Source organism: Sulfurifustis variabilis (assembly GCF_002355415.1).
Lineage (GTDB): Bacteria > Pseudomonadota > Gammaproteobacteria > Acidiferrobacterales > Sulfurifustaceae > Sulfurifustis > Sulfurifustis variabilis.
Genome location: NZ_AP014936.1, coordinates 875,482 through 892,744, shown reverse-complemented (window position 1 = coordinate 892,744; position 17,263 = coordinate 875,482). Strand labels below are relative to the sequence as shown.

Here is a 17,263-nt window from a genome sequence, read left to right as displayed (position 1 = left end):
CTACAGCCGTTCAAATCTTCCGGTATTAGTATCCAGCGACCACCAACCGAAGTAGCCGAAAGGAAAGGTCCCCGATTCGCTTCGAGAGCCCACCACCAGCAAAGTTGCCCCATCGAGTTTCACGCGGCCCGCCAAGCCCATCGCCTCGATCACCTCTTCTCGCAGGTGGCGAAGCAAGGCAGGGATCTCCTCCCCGTTCCTCCGGTAGCAGAACACGATCCGCAGCTCCGCCCGTACCGACAACACCTTCCAAAGCGAGTAGGCGATTTGGTCGTCCCGGGCGCTGTTCTCCAACTCCATCACGGCCGCCGGAAAACGCCAGCGCTTTTCGCCCTCGGAGAAGGCCATCACATCCAGCGCCAAGTACTCATTACGGTGGATAGGCAGCAGTTCCAGCTTGTGCCCCTTGGCGGAGGCCATCAGCCCCAGCCTCGAGCAGGTTCTGATCGCTGCCTCAGTAAGAGCTCTCGTCCATGCCCCGAGGTTCGCGTCGGAAGCCGCCTGCTTCAGCGCTCGCGCCAACTCGTCTTCCTGGATAACAGCGAAGAATGTCTCCCGGAAGCGCGCACCCAGGGCATCGACCATCTCACAACCCCAGGCCCTTCTTCCGCGCCAGCACGCCGTCCACCCAGCGACTCTCCTCGCTTGATTTGGGATAGAGTGCCAGCAGCGCGTTTGCCAGCGTCCAGAAGCGAGCATCCCGCCCCGCGCCGTCATCCACCAGCAGCCGCTTCAAAGCCTCACCGCGACCTGTGGCAAACAGGATCATGGCTTGATGCACGCGGTCGAGAGTCGTGGCTCCAGGCTTCAAGATTACCTTCTCGCGCCTCGCAAATTCTGCATCCGCCTCATCCAACAGTTCCGCGAACAGATCCTGCTGTTCGGCCTTCTTTCGTCCTCGCTTGACCGGTTCCTCCGGCGCCCCACCGAACAGGTACCGCGTGCGCTCTGAGACTGCCAGGAGGCGCGCGTTGCCCTTGCTGATCTCCACCACCGAGGTAAGGTCCTCCAGGTGAATACCGAGACCTTTCGCAATGTTGTTCACCGCATCGAACTCCAAAGCATACCCTTTGGCGTTACCGGCTTTGCTCTCGGACTCATCGTCCTCATCGTCAACCGCTGCCGCGGCGTCGCCCGCCTCCGTGCGCAGCGTCCACAGCCACATGGCGGTAAGGCGCGCATCTGGCTCGAAGCCCGTGGCGTCCGCGCCTTCAAAAATGGTGGCCAATGCCTCCCGAGAGATGGTTGCCCAAACGTGTTCCAGATACTCGCGTAGGAACACTTGGTCTCCGTTCGCCTTTTCGACTCGGGCATGACGGGAATAGATTTCCAATGCCGGCCCAAGGCACGCGAAGATCGCGTCGGCCCCCACCACGCCCTCATGAATCAAACGCCGAATCCAGCCCCGGATCTTGCGCGGCAGTTCGGCGAGCACATCGCGCCAGTCGCCCACTTCTTGGGTACGCAAGGAGCCATCCGGGTTTTCGCGCGGGCGCACCACGATATGGACACTGGAGCCAAGGGCGGCTGACTTGTAGGCGCGCATGCGCGCCGCGCGTTCGGTATCGATAGGCCACGAGGCGGTCACCACGAAGCCCGCGTCGATGATGGATGCGAGCAACGTTTCCCACGCCGCCGTGCCCTTGTGGGCGAAAACAACGCAGCCGATGCCATCGGGCCTGAGCACCCGGCGCGCTTCGGTGAAAGCCTGCGTCATGCGCTCCTGATAGCGCTGCGGCGACTGGTCGCCTCGGCCGTCCTCAACCGCATAAGGATTGACCACGATCTGCTCAGCTTTTGGGGTCAGGTCTTCCGACAGCAGATCAGGCTGTGCATGGCCGACGAATCGTTTGAGCCAGACATAGCAGAGATCGGAGAGGTCGGCATAGGGCACGACGTCATAATAGGGCGGGTCCGAAAAAAACATCTCGGCTGCATCGTCCGGCAGCGGATAGTTGGCCGCATCAGCGCGCATCACCGTGGTGGTCGTATTGTCGATGGCGATGGTTGAGGCAAGAGCTTCTTCGGACTTCTTAAAGGAAAAGTCGAGCCCCCCGGCATATGTATCGACGAGAGGATTTGCCTCAGCCCAATCCCAACGCATGGCAATAGCATTGCCCGCGATGAAGCACGAGATCATGCCCTCGGATAACCATGTGCTCATGGTCGTCAGATAGTGCACCGTGTTGCTTACTGAGAGCGCCAGTGCGGTCACCGTGTCGCGCACCAGTGACCGATCTTCGCCACGAGCCGCCAAGCGCTGCTCATAATCGCGGAGGATTTCACCGATGGTGTGAAGCGCCAGTTTTTGGCGCGGTGAGAACAAGTCGCCCCAGGTCTTGATGCCATACTGCCCTGCTGTAAATGCGCGAGGATCGTGAAACGGATATTTCTCACGCGGGTCAGCATCCGGGTTGCTCTTTAGGGTTCGCTCCCACGCCGCGACAGCTTTATCGAACGCCGCCAAGTCTTCCGGCATCGGCTCGGCATACTCCTTGCCCTGCCGGGTCCCGATGGCCATCGCCACGCCATAAAGTCGGTGTGCGATCCTCCCTTCCTTGCCTTGCGCCTTGACCCGCTCCTTGTCAGTGGTGAAGCCGCACACCGGGCAGATAGCATAGCCACCACCAGCGGTCTTTTTGAGTCCTGCGGGGATAAACTTGCCCGAGCGTACGGCAATGCGCACTTCCTTGGTTTTGGGGTCGCCCGTGACCTCGATCCACGCCTTACGACTGCCCTTGGCAATGGTGGTCTGGGAAATCAGCGGGACGGTCGCGCCGCAGCCCGGCCCTTCACAGGTCACCGTGCGCGCCCACAACCAGGCGATGACTTGCTTGCCGTTTCTCTCGGGGTAATACGACGCTAGACGCTTCTCCGCCTCCGCCTTGACGAATTCCGCGCCTTCATTGAACTTCTCGATGAGCGATTCGCCGTGCCGCGGCATTGCCTCTAGCAAGGTGCGCAGACACAGCAGGGCCACCGGATTCAGCTCGGAGGCAACGCTCTCGCAGCCGAGCCGTGCGGCTTCCCCCGGGATGGCGCCATAGCCGGAGAATGGATCGAACACGTGGGGCGCGTGAGGATGCATCGCTTTGACGAGCTTACGCGCTGCGCTGCGCCAGTGTGGATCTCCGCCGGCTTCCCAGCGGGCGAATTCTCCAATGAAGCGCAGCAGCGCATCCTCCACCTTCTGCCGAGAACCGTCAGCCGGTTTGAAACCAACTTCGGTCAGCACTGAAGTGGCAGTCTTGACGAACTCCTCCGGGCAACGCTCATCCGTCGGCGCGGGAATCAGCGAGGCGAGCGCCACGGCACGGCAGGCCCCCCAGGGGCGGCGTGCCCACCAGATGTGAAGCTGCCACGGGTGGCCGGAACGAATGTTCTTCTCGGCCCGCGCGTGGTTCGAAATGCGGCGGATGGGAAGGTCGACCTCAATCAACCGCTTGTAATCGTTTTTCATGGTACTGCTGCCTTGATTTGATCGACCAACGCTTGCCGGTCGGTTTCTAGGATTCCTTCGAGGTAGGCGCGGGCTGCCAAGGGGAGGATCTCCGCCCGTTTTCGGGCCAGCTGCTGCTCGAGGACATCAAACCATCCGTGATGGTCCTTGTCTTGGTTCGCGATATCCACAGCGTCCCAATCCACCCCGTGCTGGCCGGCAAAGAGCTCTCTGAACTTTGCCGACTTGAAGATTTCCCTCTCCGGCGGCTCGTTGCCGAAAAGCTTGTACATCTTGAGCTTCTTGTCATCACCGAAATCGCCGTCGCGTACCCCGCAGACCGGCAGCTTCTGATCCTGGAAGACCTCCATCATCTGGCGGATCCGGGCTTTGTCACCGCCCACGATCACACGTGCCGTCTTGAGGAAGTCCGGGTCATGCATGCGCAGGAGTTCGGCAACGATCGACTCAGCCACATCGTCCTCGACCAGCACGTAAATCGCTGGGATCGCGAAGTTGTCCATCAGGCTCACGGCTTGTCGCACGCCCACGCCTGGGATGGGGACGACCGACGCGCCGTCCCGTTTGAGATAGATGCGCGATTTTTGGGGCAATGCCAGCAGAAGGTATTCGCTGTGCGTGGTGAGCCATATCTGTAGGCCGCGGCGCTTGGCAACCTCCACAAGGTAGCGACCAAGCTCGTATTGGGCGCTCGGGTGCAACGACGTTTCCGGCTCCTCAACGAGAAGCAGACTCTTCTCGGGTGCCGCTTCAATCTGCATGACGAGGGCATACAAACGTGCCTCTCCCGAGCCCATGTTGGCCTCCGAGTACTCCGCACCAGCACAGCGCTTAGCTGTAAGGAGATGCGTGTTCGTGCGACCATACCGCTTCCTCAGCGTATTTCGATGCGCGGCGTCGTATTTGCACAGGAGAATGGTCGAGACCCGCTCGACAACCCTATCTTCGAGCGCATGCTTTTCCCTGAGACGGAACTGCGCGTCGCCGAACAGTGTCTTGAAGTTCTCGTCGCGCTCAGCATGAGGCAGATGAAAGGCTAGGCCGAGATACAGGACCGTGCGCTCAGGCTGGCGGTCATAACCGGACCACGACGATCCCGATCGGGAAACCGTCAGCGTTCGAGGCTGGATGGACCCGCTGCTTTCGGGGGGCTGTTCGTAGGTAATCTCGATCGAGGCATCGTCGGCGAAAGGCTTGCTGTCCAGGGTTCCCGCCAGGATGAACGACGAGACGTAGTGCCGATTTTGCCCGTTTGGCGCTTGGTAACTAGCGGCGGCGAGTTGTAACAGCGTTGACTTCCCTGTGCCATTGACTCCGCAAAAGGCTGTGATCGGGCTTTCGATCTCGATCTTGGTATCAAAGTGATTGCGAAAACCTTTGGCGCGAAGACCGAGAATGAGGTCGCCATAGGTTTGAAAACGTTTCGCCGGCTGAAAGCTTGCCTGGAGTTCGTTCTTAGGATCGGCCATGCCTTACTCCCCGCCCTTTTGATAAGGCGCGCGATCTTCTCGAAGCTCCACAGGATGCCTTACAGAATCGACGTTCAGACGGTAATGCTCGACCTTGACGATCGGCTGCCAGTCGAGCGTGGCGGGGTTACGCAGGATGTTGACGGAAGGATTCGGCGTGGCGCAGTGGAAAACGACATAAAGCCAGTAGTCGTTGCCAAGGCGCTGCGCGGTCTTGTATTCGTTGGTCGTCAGGGCGATCTCGCCGGCGCTAGCCCGACCCTTGACCTCAATGAAACGAACATCGATTGCGGTCTTTGGGTCCTCCGGGTGCGGACGGCGCGAGATGAGGTCGAAACCGCGGTTCTCCGCTTCGACGCTTTCCACCACTCGGCCTTCCGCTTCCTCGTGCGCGATCACGGTGTCGACTGCTATGCGCTCGATCTCCGGGTCGGAAACCATGGGGGCGATCCCGGGGGCAGCCCGGTCCGGATGGGGCAGGACCCACGCTCGACCAATGTGCTGGATATCTCCAATCGAGCATTGCCGTTCCTGCTCCAGCTCCCGGCGGCGGCTTTGTAGGCGGTGGTCGAGCTCCAGGAGCTTGTCTTCCGATATCTTGATGCGGCCTTCCAGTCCGGGTTCGGTGGAGCCACTTTCCTTTTGGGATATGAGGTCCGCCAACAGAAGGTTTTCGCGGTGGATAATGGTATTCAGCGAGAGCTCGGCATGGCGGGAAATGGTGGCCACCTCGCGTTCGCGCTCCCGGCGCGATTCCTCGAGCAGCGGGTTCAGCGCCTGTTCCAGCAAGACGACCTCGACCTGGTTTCGATCCGGCAGGGCTGCATCGTGCGGGACTTCTGGCGGGGTCTCAGCAGCAGTGAGATCGAGGAAGATTGTCGGCTGCTTGATGGTCGTCTTCCCATCCATACCGGCTTGTACCACGAACAGCCGACGGCTTAAGACATTGCCCCGGCCGTCGCGAATGGACGCGCTGAAGACATCCAGGCGGTACGGGGTCTGACTATGGAGGTCGTAGAATACGGCGCCGCGCTTGAGGTGCTCCTGCACCTGTCCCAGGACGTCTTGGCGCACCGCCTCGAAGAGTGGATGGCCCGGCGTCACCCATTCCAGGGTGGCATCCTGCTTGAGCAGTTCCTTATCGAAGACAATGTTGCCGTACTCACGCCCGAGCTTGCCGAAGCGGGACTCCAGGCGCTCGCCGGTCGGCCATAGGTTGCGCGGGACTCGGCCAACTTTGTAAATGTGAGCGCCTGTCTTTGCGGGTTTTGGTGAGACGCCGGTAAGCGGCCCGGCTTCGAGGAAGAAGTCCTCGATGACTTCCGGCACGAGCCGCCGTTCCTTGGCCTCGGCGGACTTGCCGATGATGGCGGAAAGGTTCAGTTCCTTCTTGGCGAGACCCTCGAGCGTGGATTGCGTGATGTTTTCGAAGCGCCTCCGGTCGACCTGCTCGACGATGCGCTGCTTGATGAGTTCTTCGGTCATCTGGTTGTGCGCATACATGTCGCGCAGCATCTTTTCGAGTTGGTTGGCAGGAAACACGTCGCCGAGGACGTTGAAGATCTTGCCGGTACGCTTGGGGTCTAGATCGTCTTGGATCGCCTCGATACGCTCGAAGAGTTTGTGCAGAACGCGCCCCTCGCGGGTGTTGGTCGAGACGAAGTTGAAGATCAGACAGTCCTTCTCCTGACCGTAGCGGTGGATACGGCCCATGCGCTGTTCGAGGCGTACGGGGTTCCAAGGGATGTCGTAGTTGATCATCAACCAACAGAACTGCAGGTTTATGCCCTCGCCGGCGGCCTCTGTGGCGACCAATACTTGAGCTGATTCCCGGAATTCGCGCTCGGCGAAAATACGGGTGCCAGGTGTGTCCCGGTCACCGATTTTCATACCGCCATGGATTTGCGTGAGAGTGAGACCCCATTCGCGCAGCTTCCCGAGTGGTCGGCCTTCGCGTCCGCTCCCAGCAAGGAAGTCCAGGGTATCCTTGTGTTCGGTAAAAACTAAGAGCTTCATCTTGGGGTCGGCGAAGACCCCCTGCTTGGTTAGCAGATCCTTCAGAGCGGTGAGTTTGGTCTCGACCTCCCGTGCTTCCAGCTCTCGGGCGTGGTTGATCAGTTTGTTCAGCTCGGCGATCTCTTCGCGCAGTGCCGCCGGATCGACGCTGGCGACGACGTCCTCGAGCTGGGAGATGATCTCCTGCTGTTCTTCGTCGGTCAGATCCTCGAAGTCCTCGGGCAGCCGCTTGTTCATCTGCTCCCGCCGGTAGCCCTCCGGGTCCTTGAGAATGCGCTCGCGCTTGTCGCGCATGCGTTCCAGGCTGCGCCGCACAGCGTAAAGGCTGGAGGCGAATCGGCGCTGAAGCATGGCCATGGTGAAGGCGAGCGCCCGGCCACGGGCCGAATCATCGGCTGCGGCTTTAATCGATTGATCTTCGACGTAGCGAGTCAGGCGGTCATAGAAATCCAGTTCCTCGTCCGAAATCTGAAATTCTGAGGTAGTGACGATGCGTCGGGTGAAAAGCGCCTTAACGTGACCGGTTTCCGGCTCGGGGAACGTGACCAGCGCCTCCTTGACGCGGCGCAGATAGAACGGCGCTTCGTGCCGCGCCATCGCTTCCTCCAGACTCCTGATGTCGCCATAGACATCACGGTCGAGCAGCTCGAGGAACAGGCAGAAGTTCTCGGGATCGCCCTTGTGTGGGGTCGCCGTCATCAGCAGGTAGTGATCCGTCATGTTCGAAAGGGCCTCGCCGAGCTGATAGGCAAGAGTCTTCTTCTCGCTGCTGTAGGCGCTCATCTTGTGCGCCTCGTCGACAATGACCAGATCCCACCGGCTCCGTAGCAAAGAATCCTTGGCATCTTCGATGCGAGAGACCCAGGACACCGAGGTGACGACCTGATCCTTCTCCTGCCATGGATTCATCCCGTAGTTGGCGCGCAGAACGTCGCTGCGAATGACTTCGAAGTTTTCGCGGAACTTGTCCTTCAACTCGCGTTGCCACTGGAACGTGAGGTTGGCCGGTGTGATGATCAGCACCCGCTTGACCAGGCCGCGAATCTTGAGCTCCTTGATCAGAAGCCCTGCCATGATCGTCTTGCCAGCGCCCGGATCATCGGCCAGCAGAAACCGGATACGCGGCAACCTCATGAAGTAGTCGTATACCGCCTCAAGCTGATGCGGCAGCGGATCGACGCGCGCGATAGACAGCGAAAAATAGGGGTCGTACTCATAGGCAAGCGCAAGGCGCATTGCCTCGACACCGAGCCGGAAACGCTCGCCGTCACCGTCGAATGTTTCTTCCGGTAGTACTTGGATGCCGATGAGTTGCTCTTCGTTTAGGACAGGTTCGTACACCATCCCGGTGTTTCGCCCCTTGCCGATCACCTTCGCCGACGTGCCTAGAGGCACGACGACGATTACTTGCACCGGCTCGGGAAGACTTGAACCGTGGATAACAGTGTTAGCTTTTAGCTCGTCAATGCGCATCAACTGTTGTCCTGCCCGACTGACTGGCGCTCACTGCGATTCAGCTACGGTGCGTGTAACAATCGGGCAATCGCACGGCGCTACCAGAAAGCAACTTATCGCCGAAGCTCCCGAAAGGCGCTGGGGCGACCCGCAATCGAGAGCCACAACGAAAACGAGGCGCGCTCAAAGCGCGAAGCTTGCCGAGCCGTTCGGGTCAGGCCTGCCTAGCCCCCTCTCCCACCGCTTCTAATAGTAGGGGGATGCTAACACAGAGCCGCGGGACGCCAGGAAGCCCTGCGGGTCAGAATCGGCCTCGACCCTAGCAGGCTGCTTCGAGCGGTCCTTTGATTTGGCTCAGGCGCTACCGGCGGGAGCCAAAAAGCGTGCTGGTTACGGTGTCCACCCCGTTCCCGGCCAGCACCTCCAAGCGCCTCCGCCAGATCCCGCTGCCCGGGATACGTCGGCCGCGGGACAACATCCGCCGCCTTCCGGATCCAGATCGCCTCTATACGATCCGGATACCGCCGGCGGATCTCGTCGTAGATCTCCGGGTCCTTCTCCCCATCGTCGCCGACCAGCACGAAACGCACCTGCGGCAGCGCCGCCAGCAACTGCTCGATCCGGCCGGTCTTGTACCGAACCTGGTCGAGCAAGGGATCGCTCGTCTCGTCGTTCGTGACCTTCTTGGTGATCAGCACTCCGGGCGGGAAACCGTTGCGATCGAGGAACGTCTGGATCCCGCCCTGCAACTGCCGCGGCGAGGCGGAGAGATAGAAGACGGGGGCCGCCTCCGGCTTCGGGTTGCGGCCCGCCAGCCGGGCATAGAACGCCGCGGTCCCCGGCACGGCCTGCCGCTGCACGTAGTTCACGAGGAGGAGATTCCGGAGCAGCCGCGACTTGTCGGTGACCTCCGAGATCAGGATCGTGTCGTCGATATCGGAAATGATGCCGAGCCGGTTGTCCGCGGGGACGACGAGCACCTTGCCCTTCGCCCGGGCATCGCCGTTTCCGGTTGCCGCCTCGACCGAGCGCCACCCCGCCGGCGAGCCCGCCGGGAGGTCCGCCTCGACCCGGAAGTACCCCTCCTCGTCCGTTGCCGCGCGAAACGTGCGGCCCTCGAACCGCACGTTCACCGCGACATCTTCCTGCTCGTCGCTGACCAGCCGCCGCGCGGTGCGCCAAAGATTGGTGATCCACGAATCGCCCGCCGCCTCGGTCGACCCGCCGCGCGCCTCGATCACCCGCCCCTCGATGACGACCCGGCTCCCGCCGTAGCCCGGATAGACGACGATCTCGCGCTGATCGGCCTGGACCCCGGCCACGAGACAGAGGCACAGGACGCCCACCAGCCTGCTCAAGGCCCCTGACCGATAGCTCATGCCGCCGACCGGCGGGATTTCGCGGGCGTGATCGAGAGTTTCACGTGCGACCGCCTCAGCCGTGTGCGACGCGGCGGACGTGGGCGATTTCATTTCGACCAATGCCTGACTCTTTCACCCTCTCCCCCGCCCTCCCCCATCAAGGGGGAGGGGACGCCGCGGCAGGCATACACCCTCAGCAGCAGTCCCTGCCGCTCGGCCGTGATGCAGTACTCGTCGGCGACGCGGTCGATCAGCGCCTGGTGGCGCGCTTGCGGGCGGCCGACTCGACGCGGCCCTAACTGCTAATTCTTGTCACGCTAGCAGTTCGCTAGCAGCACGCGGCCGATCGCGAGCGCGCCTCTCACCCTCTCGCCCCCTCTCCCCCACCCCTCTCCCGCCGCGGGAGAGGGGAAATAGTACGCGTTCGGTTGCGGCGGACGCGGCTAACCGCCCAGGCGCACGGCCAGTATCGGGCTGTCCTTTGGCCTTACGCCGCGGCCGCGGAAGGAGATGGTTTTCGTCGCCGGGTCCCAGGCCATCGGTTGGCCGGTGTAGGGGTCGTTGAGCGACGTGCCGGCGTCGGCGAGGTAGGTCGGGACGTCGGGAAGGCGCACCCTGCCCCACTTCAGCTCGAGCTGAAGCCGGACGAGGCGGATGTAGCCGTCGAGGTCGTGGATCCGGGCGGCGTACTTGGGCCACTCCGGTTGGGAGACGTGGAAAAGGAATTTGCCGAGCGGGTTGTAGAGGTAGTGCCAGCCTAAGCGGAAGGCGTACTCCTCTTCCAGGGCGGCGCGCCGGGCGTCGAACTCGGTGGAGGGCACGTCGGCAAGGGCGGCGATGGCCATGTGGTGGCGGTAGACCAGGTTGCGGGTCGCGTTCTCCTGGACCAGGGCATCGCCCAGCCAGGCGAGTACGGCGCGGGTGGCGTTCCCGTTGTCGGGGCCCTCGAGTCCTTCCTTGACGCCCGCCTTGATCGCCTTCGCGTAGTTGCCGTAGGCGGCGAACTCCCAGCGCAGCGGCTCGACCATGCTGCGCTCGGCGGGGGTGAGCGGCGCGAGCATCGGCTTTAGCCGCTGCTCCGCGGCCGGCGGAATCGGGGCGGCGGCGAGGATCTCGGCGAGGAGCTCGTAGTTGCGGTGCAGGGAGGCCACGGCCACCACTTTCGTGAGCAGCGTGCGCGTGTCGGCGAGGACCGCGCGCCAGTAGCGCGTGTCCTCGGCGAGGGCGTCGAGCGCCGGCTCGAGACGGCCGCGCGCGGCGTCCCGGGCGATCCGGGCGAGCACGAGGTTGCGTGCGTCGATCGGGTAGTGGGCGAACGGCGCCGAGCGGTGCGCGGGGATCGTCTCGACGAAGCGCGGGTAGCGGTAGAGAGCGCGGTAGCGGGCGAGCAGGACGGCGTTCTGTTCGAGGAGGCGGTCGAGGCCACGCGACGATTTCGCGGCCTGCGACAGGCAGGCGGATTTCTGGGGCTTGCAGAGGAGCGCCTGGTCGCCGCGGAAGTCGAGGGCGCGTTCCGGAAACTGGTACGCCGCCAGATCCGGATCGGCGGCGAGCGCCTGGCGGTACTGGGCGACCAGGTCGCGGCCGTGGGCGTGCACGTCCGCGACTTCGGCGGGGGCGTGCATGCCGAGGAGTGCGTAGTAGCCGTTCTCCTCCTCCGGCACCCGGACTTCGGCCGTCAGGGCCGCCTGCACTTCCGGGTCGAGCGGTTCGTCGAAGCGGAAGACGAGATACCAGACGAAGGGGGCGAGGAGCAGGCCGAAGCCGAGCCACTTGAGGAATTTGTCGAGGTAGCGCATGGCTCAGGCGTTTATCGCAAGTCTGTCATTGCGAGGAGCGACACGGGACGAAGTAATCCGTGGCTGGTCGATCGGTAAGGCGAGATTGCTTCGCTGCGCTCGCAATGACAGAACGCTCTGTGTTGTGGCTCGTTGATGCGGAGATTGCTTCGCTGCACTCGCAATGACACCGGGGCGGGGCCCGCGTCGATGCCTCGCCGCTTCGGCTCGCCATGACGGCCACGTAACGTGGTTCATGGTTCGATCCCGCCGGCGAGCCAGTTGAGGCCGAAATAGATCGGGCCGACGAGGAGCGCGACCGCGAGGGCGACGCTGGCGACGGCGCGCCAGACGGCGAAGCGCTGGGCCTCGGCCAGGGCGGCGAGGAAGACGACGCCGAACCAGGCGAGGCCGACGACCTCGAGGGCCACGAAGGCGTAGAGCGCGCCGGTGAGCCAGGGGCTGCCTTCAATGGTCGGGTGCTCGCTCATGAAGAGCTCGTCGCCGAAGAGGGCGATCTCCGGGATCCAGAGGAGCGCGGCGCCGAGCGCCGGGACGAACGACCAGGCGGTGGCGATGCGGATGTCGCGGAGGCTCGCCTGCCCGCCCAGCCAGCGGCCGGTGAGCCAGGCGAGGGCCGGGTACATATATAGATAAAAGACCATCCGGACCGGGGCGAGGCCGACGGCGATCAGGAGGATCACCTCCAGGTCGAGCCCGTCGCCCCAGTTGCGCAGCACCGCGATGCCGAGCGCGTCGGAGATCGCGAACAGGGTGCCGAGGATGTGCTCGCGATGCCGCGGCGGGCCGTCGAGCAGGCGGCGGACGGTGGCGCGCGGGCTGAGCCAGATGGCGAGCCAGGGGCTGGGGGCGAAGGCAAAGGACATGGGTGGGGCGTTTGGGATTGTTTAGTAACAGCCTAGTTCACGTGGCTCGATGATGGGGTCGGGAGGACGGCTGCCTTGCGCTTCGGAGACTGCCCGAATTGGATGCCGAGGTGATCTGCCCCCTTTCCCCTGGCCCCTCTCCCGCGAGGGGAGAGGGGAAGTGGCGCCGATATGGGGCGAAGGTGGCGGCTGGCCTCTTTGGTGCGTACTTCGCGCGGATGCCGTATTGGTTTGCCCCCTCTCCCCTGGCCCCTCTCCCGCGAGGGGAGAGGGGAAGTGGGGTTGGGGGAATCAGGGGGAGAGCAGGACGGTGCGGGCGCGGCGGGCGAGAATGGCGTGGCCGGCGCGGGTGGGGTGGATGCCGTCCCAGAAGAGGTAGTCGTCGGGGCGGTCGCAGATCGCCTCGACAAAGGTGTCCGGCGTGATGCAGGGCGCCTTCACTTCGGACAGCCGGAAGAGCGACGGGGCGACGACCGTCTGGTTCAGCAGCGCGTACACGTCGACGCGATGGAGCGTCTCGCCGGCGAGCTGGGCTTCGAGCGCCGCGAGCCTCGCTGCGAGCATGTCGTTGTACGCGGCCGAGAGCATCTGGGCGACGAGCTGCGCGCCGACACCCTGCGCGCGTATCGCGGGCACGAGCGCGAGGTTGGGGGCGTTCGGCACCAGGAACGTGCGCGCGCCGGCGGCGTGGAGCCGCTCGATGTTGGTGGCGACGGCGGAGACGGCGTCTTCGAGTATGCCGGCGGTGGTTTCTCCGGAAGGATCGACGATGAGCGCCTCGATGGCGTCGCGCAGATCGTTGCCGCCGACGAAGACGACATAGACCCCGTCGGCCGGGACGACGCCGCTGAAGTCGGCGAGGAAGAGGTCCACCTGCGCGGACAGATCGAACGGAGCGCCCGTCCGGGCGCGGGCGGCGCCGACCGCGTAGTTGGAATGGACTCCGGGGACGGCGAGCGCGGGGCCGCTGCCGTTGAGGTCCAGCGCTCGCGCGAGCTGCTCCACCCAGGTCTCGCCGTTTGTGAAGTGGAGGCCGCCGATGGCGTAGGGAGCGGCTGGGATCAGCTCGAAGGGGCGGACCTCCACGTCGTGCAGCAGCACGAAGGCGTTGCCCGGATCGGAGAGGCTGTCGCCGAAGACGACGATGCGCCCCTGCGCGGTTCCGGCCAAGGCGTTTCCGGCGAGGAGCAGCGAGAGAACGACGAGCGCGAGACGGATAAAGCGGGCGGGCGAGAAGATCGGCATGGCTCCCTCCTCCTATTATTAGCAGGCGGCGGCTTCCGTGGGCATCTGCCGCCGGCCGGCTCACTATATCACCGGCTCTCGTTGCCCGGACACGCCGCGGGTGTTCTGCCGGCGGTCGCGCTTCGAAGCCCGCCCGCTAATCGCTCCTCGCGCACGGTGGCGGACCCCGCGGATCGCCGGGCGGCTTGCGCGCGCGCCGCGAATGCCGCCGGTCCGTGCGGCATTGCGGCCCGTCGCCCGGTTTTGACGTCGATTCGCCTCTCGCCTAGTTTCGGTGGACGTCATCCTTTGATGCGTCTGGCGCGTTCAAGCACCGGTTTGGAAAAAATGAGGGGTCCAATAATGAAACGTGTTCTTTCCGCCATCGCCCTTGCTGCGGGCACGACCGCCATGCCGGCGCTCGCCGCCGACGTCGGCGTATCGGTCAGCATCGGCCAGCCCGGCTTTTACGGTCATATCGACATCGGAAACGTGCCGCCCCCGCCGGTCGTCTACGCGCAGCCCGTCATCGTCCAGCCCGTGCCGGTCGGCGTGGTCTACCAGCCCATCTACGTGCATGCCCCTCCCGGCCACGTGAAGAACTGGGCCAAGCACTGCGGGCAGTACGGCGCCTGCGGCCGGCCGGTCTATTTCGTGCAGAGCAACTGGTACAACGAGGTCTACGTGCCCGAATACCAGAAGCGGCACGGGGGCCCGAAGAACAAGAACGGCGGAAAGAACGGGCACGGGAACGGCCACGGGAAAGGCCATCGCGATTAGCTCGGCTGTCTCCGCGTCGCGAGCAGGCAACGCGGCGGCGCGCCCGACCGGGCTGCGCCGCCGCGCGGTTTCCGGCCGGCGGAATCTTCTCCGCGGCGACGCGCCTCGCGATCAGCCGGTCAGAAATCGCCCCGGGCTCGCTCGCGTGCATCGTCCTGCGAATGATCCGGTGACCGCTTAGGTTGAAAAAAACGTGTCTAAAAACGCGCTTGTCTCCATCGTCGGCGCCGCGGCATTGATCGTCGCCGCCTTCGTCTTCAATCCCTCTCCCGAGAAGCACCGGACGACGATCGAGGACGTGATCGCCGACCGCAGCCCGATCGCCGGCGTGCTCGGCCTCGGCGCGCTCACCGCATTCACCTCGACCTACCACTCGTGGGGCGTCGGCTCGTACACGACCGTGAACGGCCGCGTGGTCTCCGTCGGCGCGCTCGGGATGGTATTTGTGATGCAGTCAGCACTGAGCGAATGACGGCAACCTTCAAGCCGGCTGATTCAGTAGCCGCTCTTGACCTGGGAAGTCGTTATCCGCTCTCTGCCCACCTCGCGAAGACCTACCTCCCTCCGCCCTTTCGACCTTAAGCGCGACTCGATCGAAGCCCGCACACCCAGTACGCCTGAACGTCCCTGTAACGGAGCGTTTCCGTGCGTCGCGGTCAAACGGGCACGTCCTTCCTGGGTGGCGCGTCCTCGAGGATCTGCGTGAGGTCGGGCAGGCCGACGGGCTTCAGCAGGTGGAAATCGAATCCGGCCCTCCGGCTCTTCTGCTGGTCGATCTCCTGGCCGTAGCCGGTGAGCGCGATCAGGATGACCGAGCCGAGCGTTGCATCCTGGCGCAGCTCCCTGGCCAGCTCGAAGCCGGTGAGCCCCGGCAGGCCGAGGTCGAGCACCGCCACCTCGGGGCGGAACTCGCGCGCGAGCGCGAGCGCTTCGTGTCCGTCGGTGGCCAACCGAACGTCGTGCCCCATCTGCTCCAGCAGGTAACCGAGGCTTTCGAGCGCGTCCCGATTGTCGTCGACGAGGAGAACGCGCCGCGGGTTGCGGCTCGGGGCATAGCTGGGTTGCGGTCTGCTCTCGGTTCGGTAAGACCCGGAGATCGGGAGGAGCGGCAGCCGGATTGTGAACTCGGCGCCCTTGCCCGGCCCGGCGCTCTTCGCCGCGACTTCGCCTCCGTGCATCTCGACGATCGCCTTGACCAGCGTGAGGCCGATGCCCAACCCGCCTTCGGCACGATCGAGCGTCCGCTCGCCTTGGACGAAGAGGTGAAAGATGTGCGGCAGAAGATCGGGCTTGATGCCGACGCCGGTGTCGCGCACGCGCAGGGTCACCCGCTCGTCCTCGCGGATGGCGGAGACATGCAGGGTGCCGTGGTTCGGCGTGTACTTGATGGCGTTGCTGAGGAGGTTCGAAACGACCTGGACCAGCCGCAGGACGTCGCCGCGGAGGAAAAATCGTCCTTCGGTCACTTCGACCGTGAGGGCGTGTCCTCTGGCGTCGAGCGCCGCGCGGTTCATCTCGACCGCCTGCCAGACGACGTCGCGGAGATCGACCTGCTCGAACGTGAGCGAGAGCCGGCCCCGGGTGACGCGCGAGAGGTCCAGCAGGTCGTCCACCAGGTGAGTCAGGTGTCCGACCTGACGGTTGATGAGGCTGGCCGCCCACTGGAGCCGCGAGCTGCCGCCGCCGTGCACCCGCACGATGTCGGCGCCGGTGCGGATCGGCGCGAGCGGATTGCGCAGCTCGTGCGCGAGCGTCGCCAAAAACTCGTCCTTGCGACGGTCCGCCTCACGGAGCTCCTCCTCCGCGCGCTTGCGCTCGGTGATGTCGTGCGCGATCACCATGATCGCCCGCCGTCCTTCCCAGGGGATCGAGGCGGCGACGACCTCCACGTCCCGCGCTTCACCGCCGAGGGTCAGCCACTTCATCTCCCGCGGCGGATTGGGCACATTCGATTCGCTCACCTGCTTCATGCGCTCGCGCACCAGATCGCGATAGTCGGAATGCACGAAGTCGAGGGGTGCCCGGCCCAAGACCTCCTGTACGCGTTGCGCGCCGAAGAAGCGAACGCAGGCCGGGTTGGCGTAGATCACCGCGCCGTCCCGGTGCACCAAGACGATGCCCGGGCTGAGCTCGACCAGACGACGGTAGCGCGCCTCGCTCTCGCGCAGGGCCTCTTCCGCGATCCGCCGCTCGGTGACGTCCTGCACGGCGCGAACGACGCGCGGATCCGCGTCTTGCGCGCTCCTGACCGACCGGCCGGCGATCAGCACCCAGCGAATCTGCCCATCCTTGCGCAGGTAGCGCTTCTCCGCCTGCCACTCCGCCACTTCCCCCGCCGCGATCCGGCGGGCGCGCTCGCGCACCGGCTCGCAGTCATCCGGGTGGATGACGTCGAAGATGGTGCGGGAGAGAAGCTCCTTCTCGGTGTAGCCGGTCAGCTCGCAGAGCTTGCTGTTGACCTGCAGGAAGTGGCCGGTGCGGACATCGTTGACCGCATGCCCGACGGCCATCACGTCGAACAGCGTTCGGTGCTCGCAGACTCTTTCCCAAGGGCAGGGAATCGGCCGGGGTTGGTCGGTGGGATGGTCGATGCTCATTTCCCCTCCGAGCGCCGAGCGGCCGCGATGACCGATGCAAGAGCGCTTCGTTCCTTCCGTGTCGTTATCTTCCCTGTCCTATGACGCTGTTTGTTCTTCTTTTATTCGTCCTCGCCGACTCCGCGGCATTTCGTATTGTCGTGAAGTGGGACTCGACGAACAACACTCGGACGATAGCCAGTCTATAAGCATTCGCTCCTTTGCTGATGCACAGAGGGTTCGGTGATGCGCAGCGA

The 17,263-nt window shown here is 64.0% G+C and carries 11 protein-coding genes; 2 read left to right on the top strand and 9 right to left on the bottom strand.

The genetic code is table 11. The annotated features are described in order from the left end of the window. From SVA_RS04280 to SVA_RS04240, 8 genes are all read right to left on the bottom strand, one after another. Complete coding sequence (locus tag SVA_RS04280; protein ID WP_096459282.1) at positions 1–585, bottom strand: hypothetical protein; 585 nt, start codon at positions 583–585, stop codon at positions 1–3. A 1-nt stretch (position 586) separates the two neighbouring features. After that, a complete protein-coding gene (locus SVA_RS04275) occupies positions 587–3,460 on the bottom strand; it encodes a DUF1156 domain-containing protein (protein ID WP_096459279.1) in 2,874 nt (957 codons plus the stop codon). Then, a complete protein-coding gene (locus SVA_RS04270; protein ID WP_096459276.1) occupies positions 3,457–4,929 on the bottom strand; it encodes an ATP-dependent nuclease in 1,473 nt (490 codons plus the stop codon). Before SVA_RS04270 ends, SVA_RS04275 begins: the two co-directional genes overlap by 4 nt. A 3-nt stretch (positions 4,930–4,932) precedes the next feature. Beyond that, positions 4,933–8,418 carry a protein NO VEIN domain-containing protein gene (locus tag SVA_RS04265; RefSeq protein WP_096459273.1) on the bottom strand — a complete coding sequence of 1,162 codons (3,486 nt, stop codon included), beginning with the start codon at positions 8,416–8,418 and terminating at the stop codon, positions 4,933–4,935. A 245-nt stretch (positions 8,419–8,663) separates the two neighbouring features. After that, positions 8,664–9,872, bottom strand: coding sequence for a phosphatase domain-containing protein (locus SVA_RS04260; protein WP_148665374.1), 1,209 nt, complete (start codon positions 9,870–9,872; stop codon positions 8,664–8,666). Between the two features lie 332 nt (positions 9,873–10,204). Further along, positions 10,205–11,560 carry a hypothetical protein gene (locus SVA_RS04250; protein ID WP_096459267.1) on the bottom strand — a complete coding sequence of 452 codons (1,356 nt, stop codon included), beginning with the start codon at positions 11,558–11,560 and terminating at the stop codon, positions 10,205–10,207. Between the two features lie 233 nt (positions 11,561–11,793). Further along, on the bottom strand, positions 11,794–12,426 hold the full coding sequence (locus tag SVA_RS04245; protein ID WP_096459265.1) for a YIP1 family protein: 633 nt from the start codon (positions 12,424–12,426) through the stop codon (positions 11,794–11,796). Positions 12,427–12,717: 291 nt separating this feature from the next. Then, positions 12,718–13,671: an SGNH/GDSL hydrolase family protein gene (locus tag SVA_RS04240; RefSeq protein ID WP_096459263.1), complete on the bottom strand. Its 954-nt coding sequence runs from the start codon at positions 13,669–13,671 to the stop codon at positions 12,718–12,720. Between the two features lie 342 nt (positions 13,672–14,013). On the opposite strand from SVA_RS04240, the gene SVA_RS04235 reads away from it, so the two are divergent. Next, complete coding sequence (locus tag SVA_RS04235) at positions 14,014–14,430, top strand: hypothetical protein (protein ID WP_096459261.1); 417 nt, start codon at positions 14,014–14,016, stop codon at positions 14,428–14,430. Between the two features lie 193 nt (positions 14,431–14,623). Beyond that, a complete protein-coding gene (locus SVA_RS04230) occupies positions 14,624–14,902 on the top strand; it encodes a hypothetical protein (protein WP_096459259.1) in 279 nt (92 codons plus the stop codon). A 184-nt stretch (positions 14,903–15,086) separates the two neighbouring features. On the opposite strand, the gene SVA_RS04225 is transcribed toward SVA_RS04230, so the two are convergent. Beyond that, positions 15,087–17,027: a hybrid sensor histidine kinase/response regulator gene (locus SVA_RS04225; RefSeq protein WP_096459257.1), complete on the bottom strand. Its 1,941-nt coding sequence runs from the start codon at positions 17,025–17,027 to the stop codon at positions 15,087–15,089. Positions 17,028–17,263 lie beyond the last annotated feature (236 nt).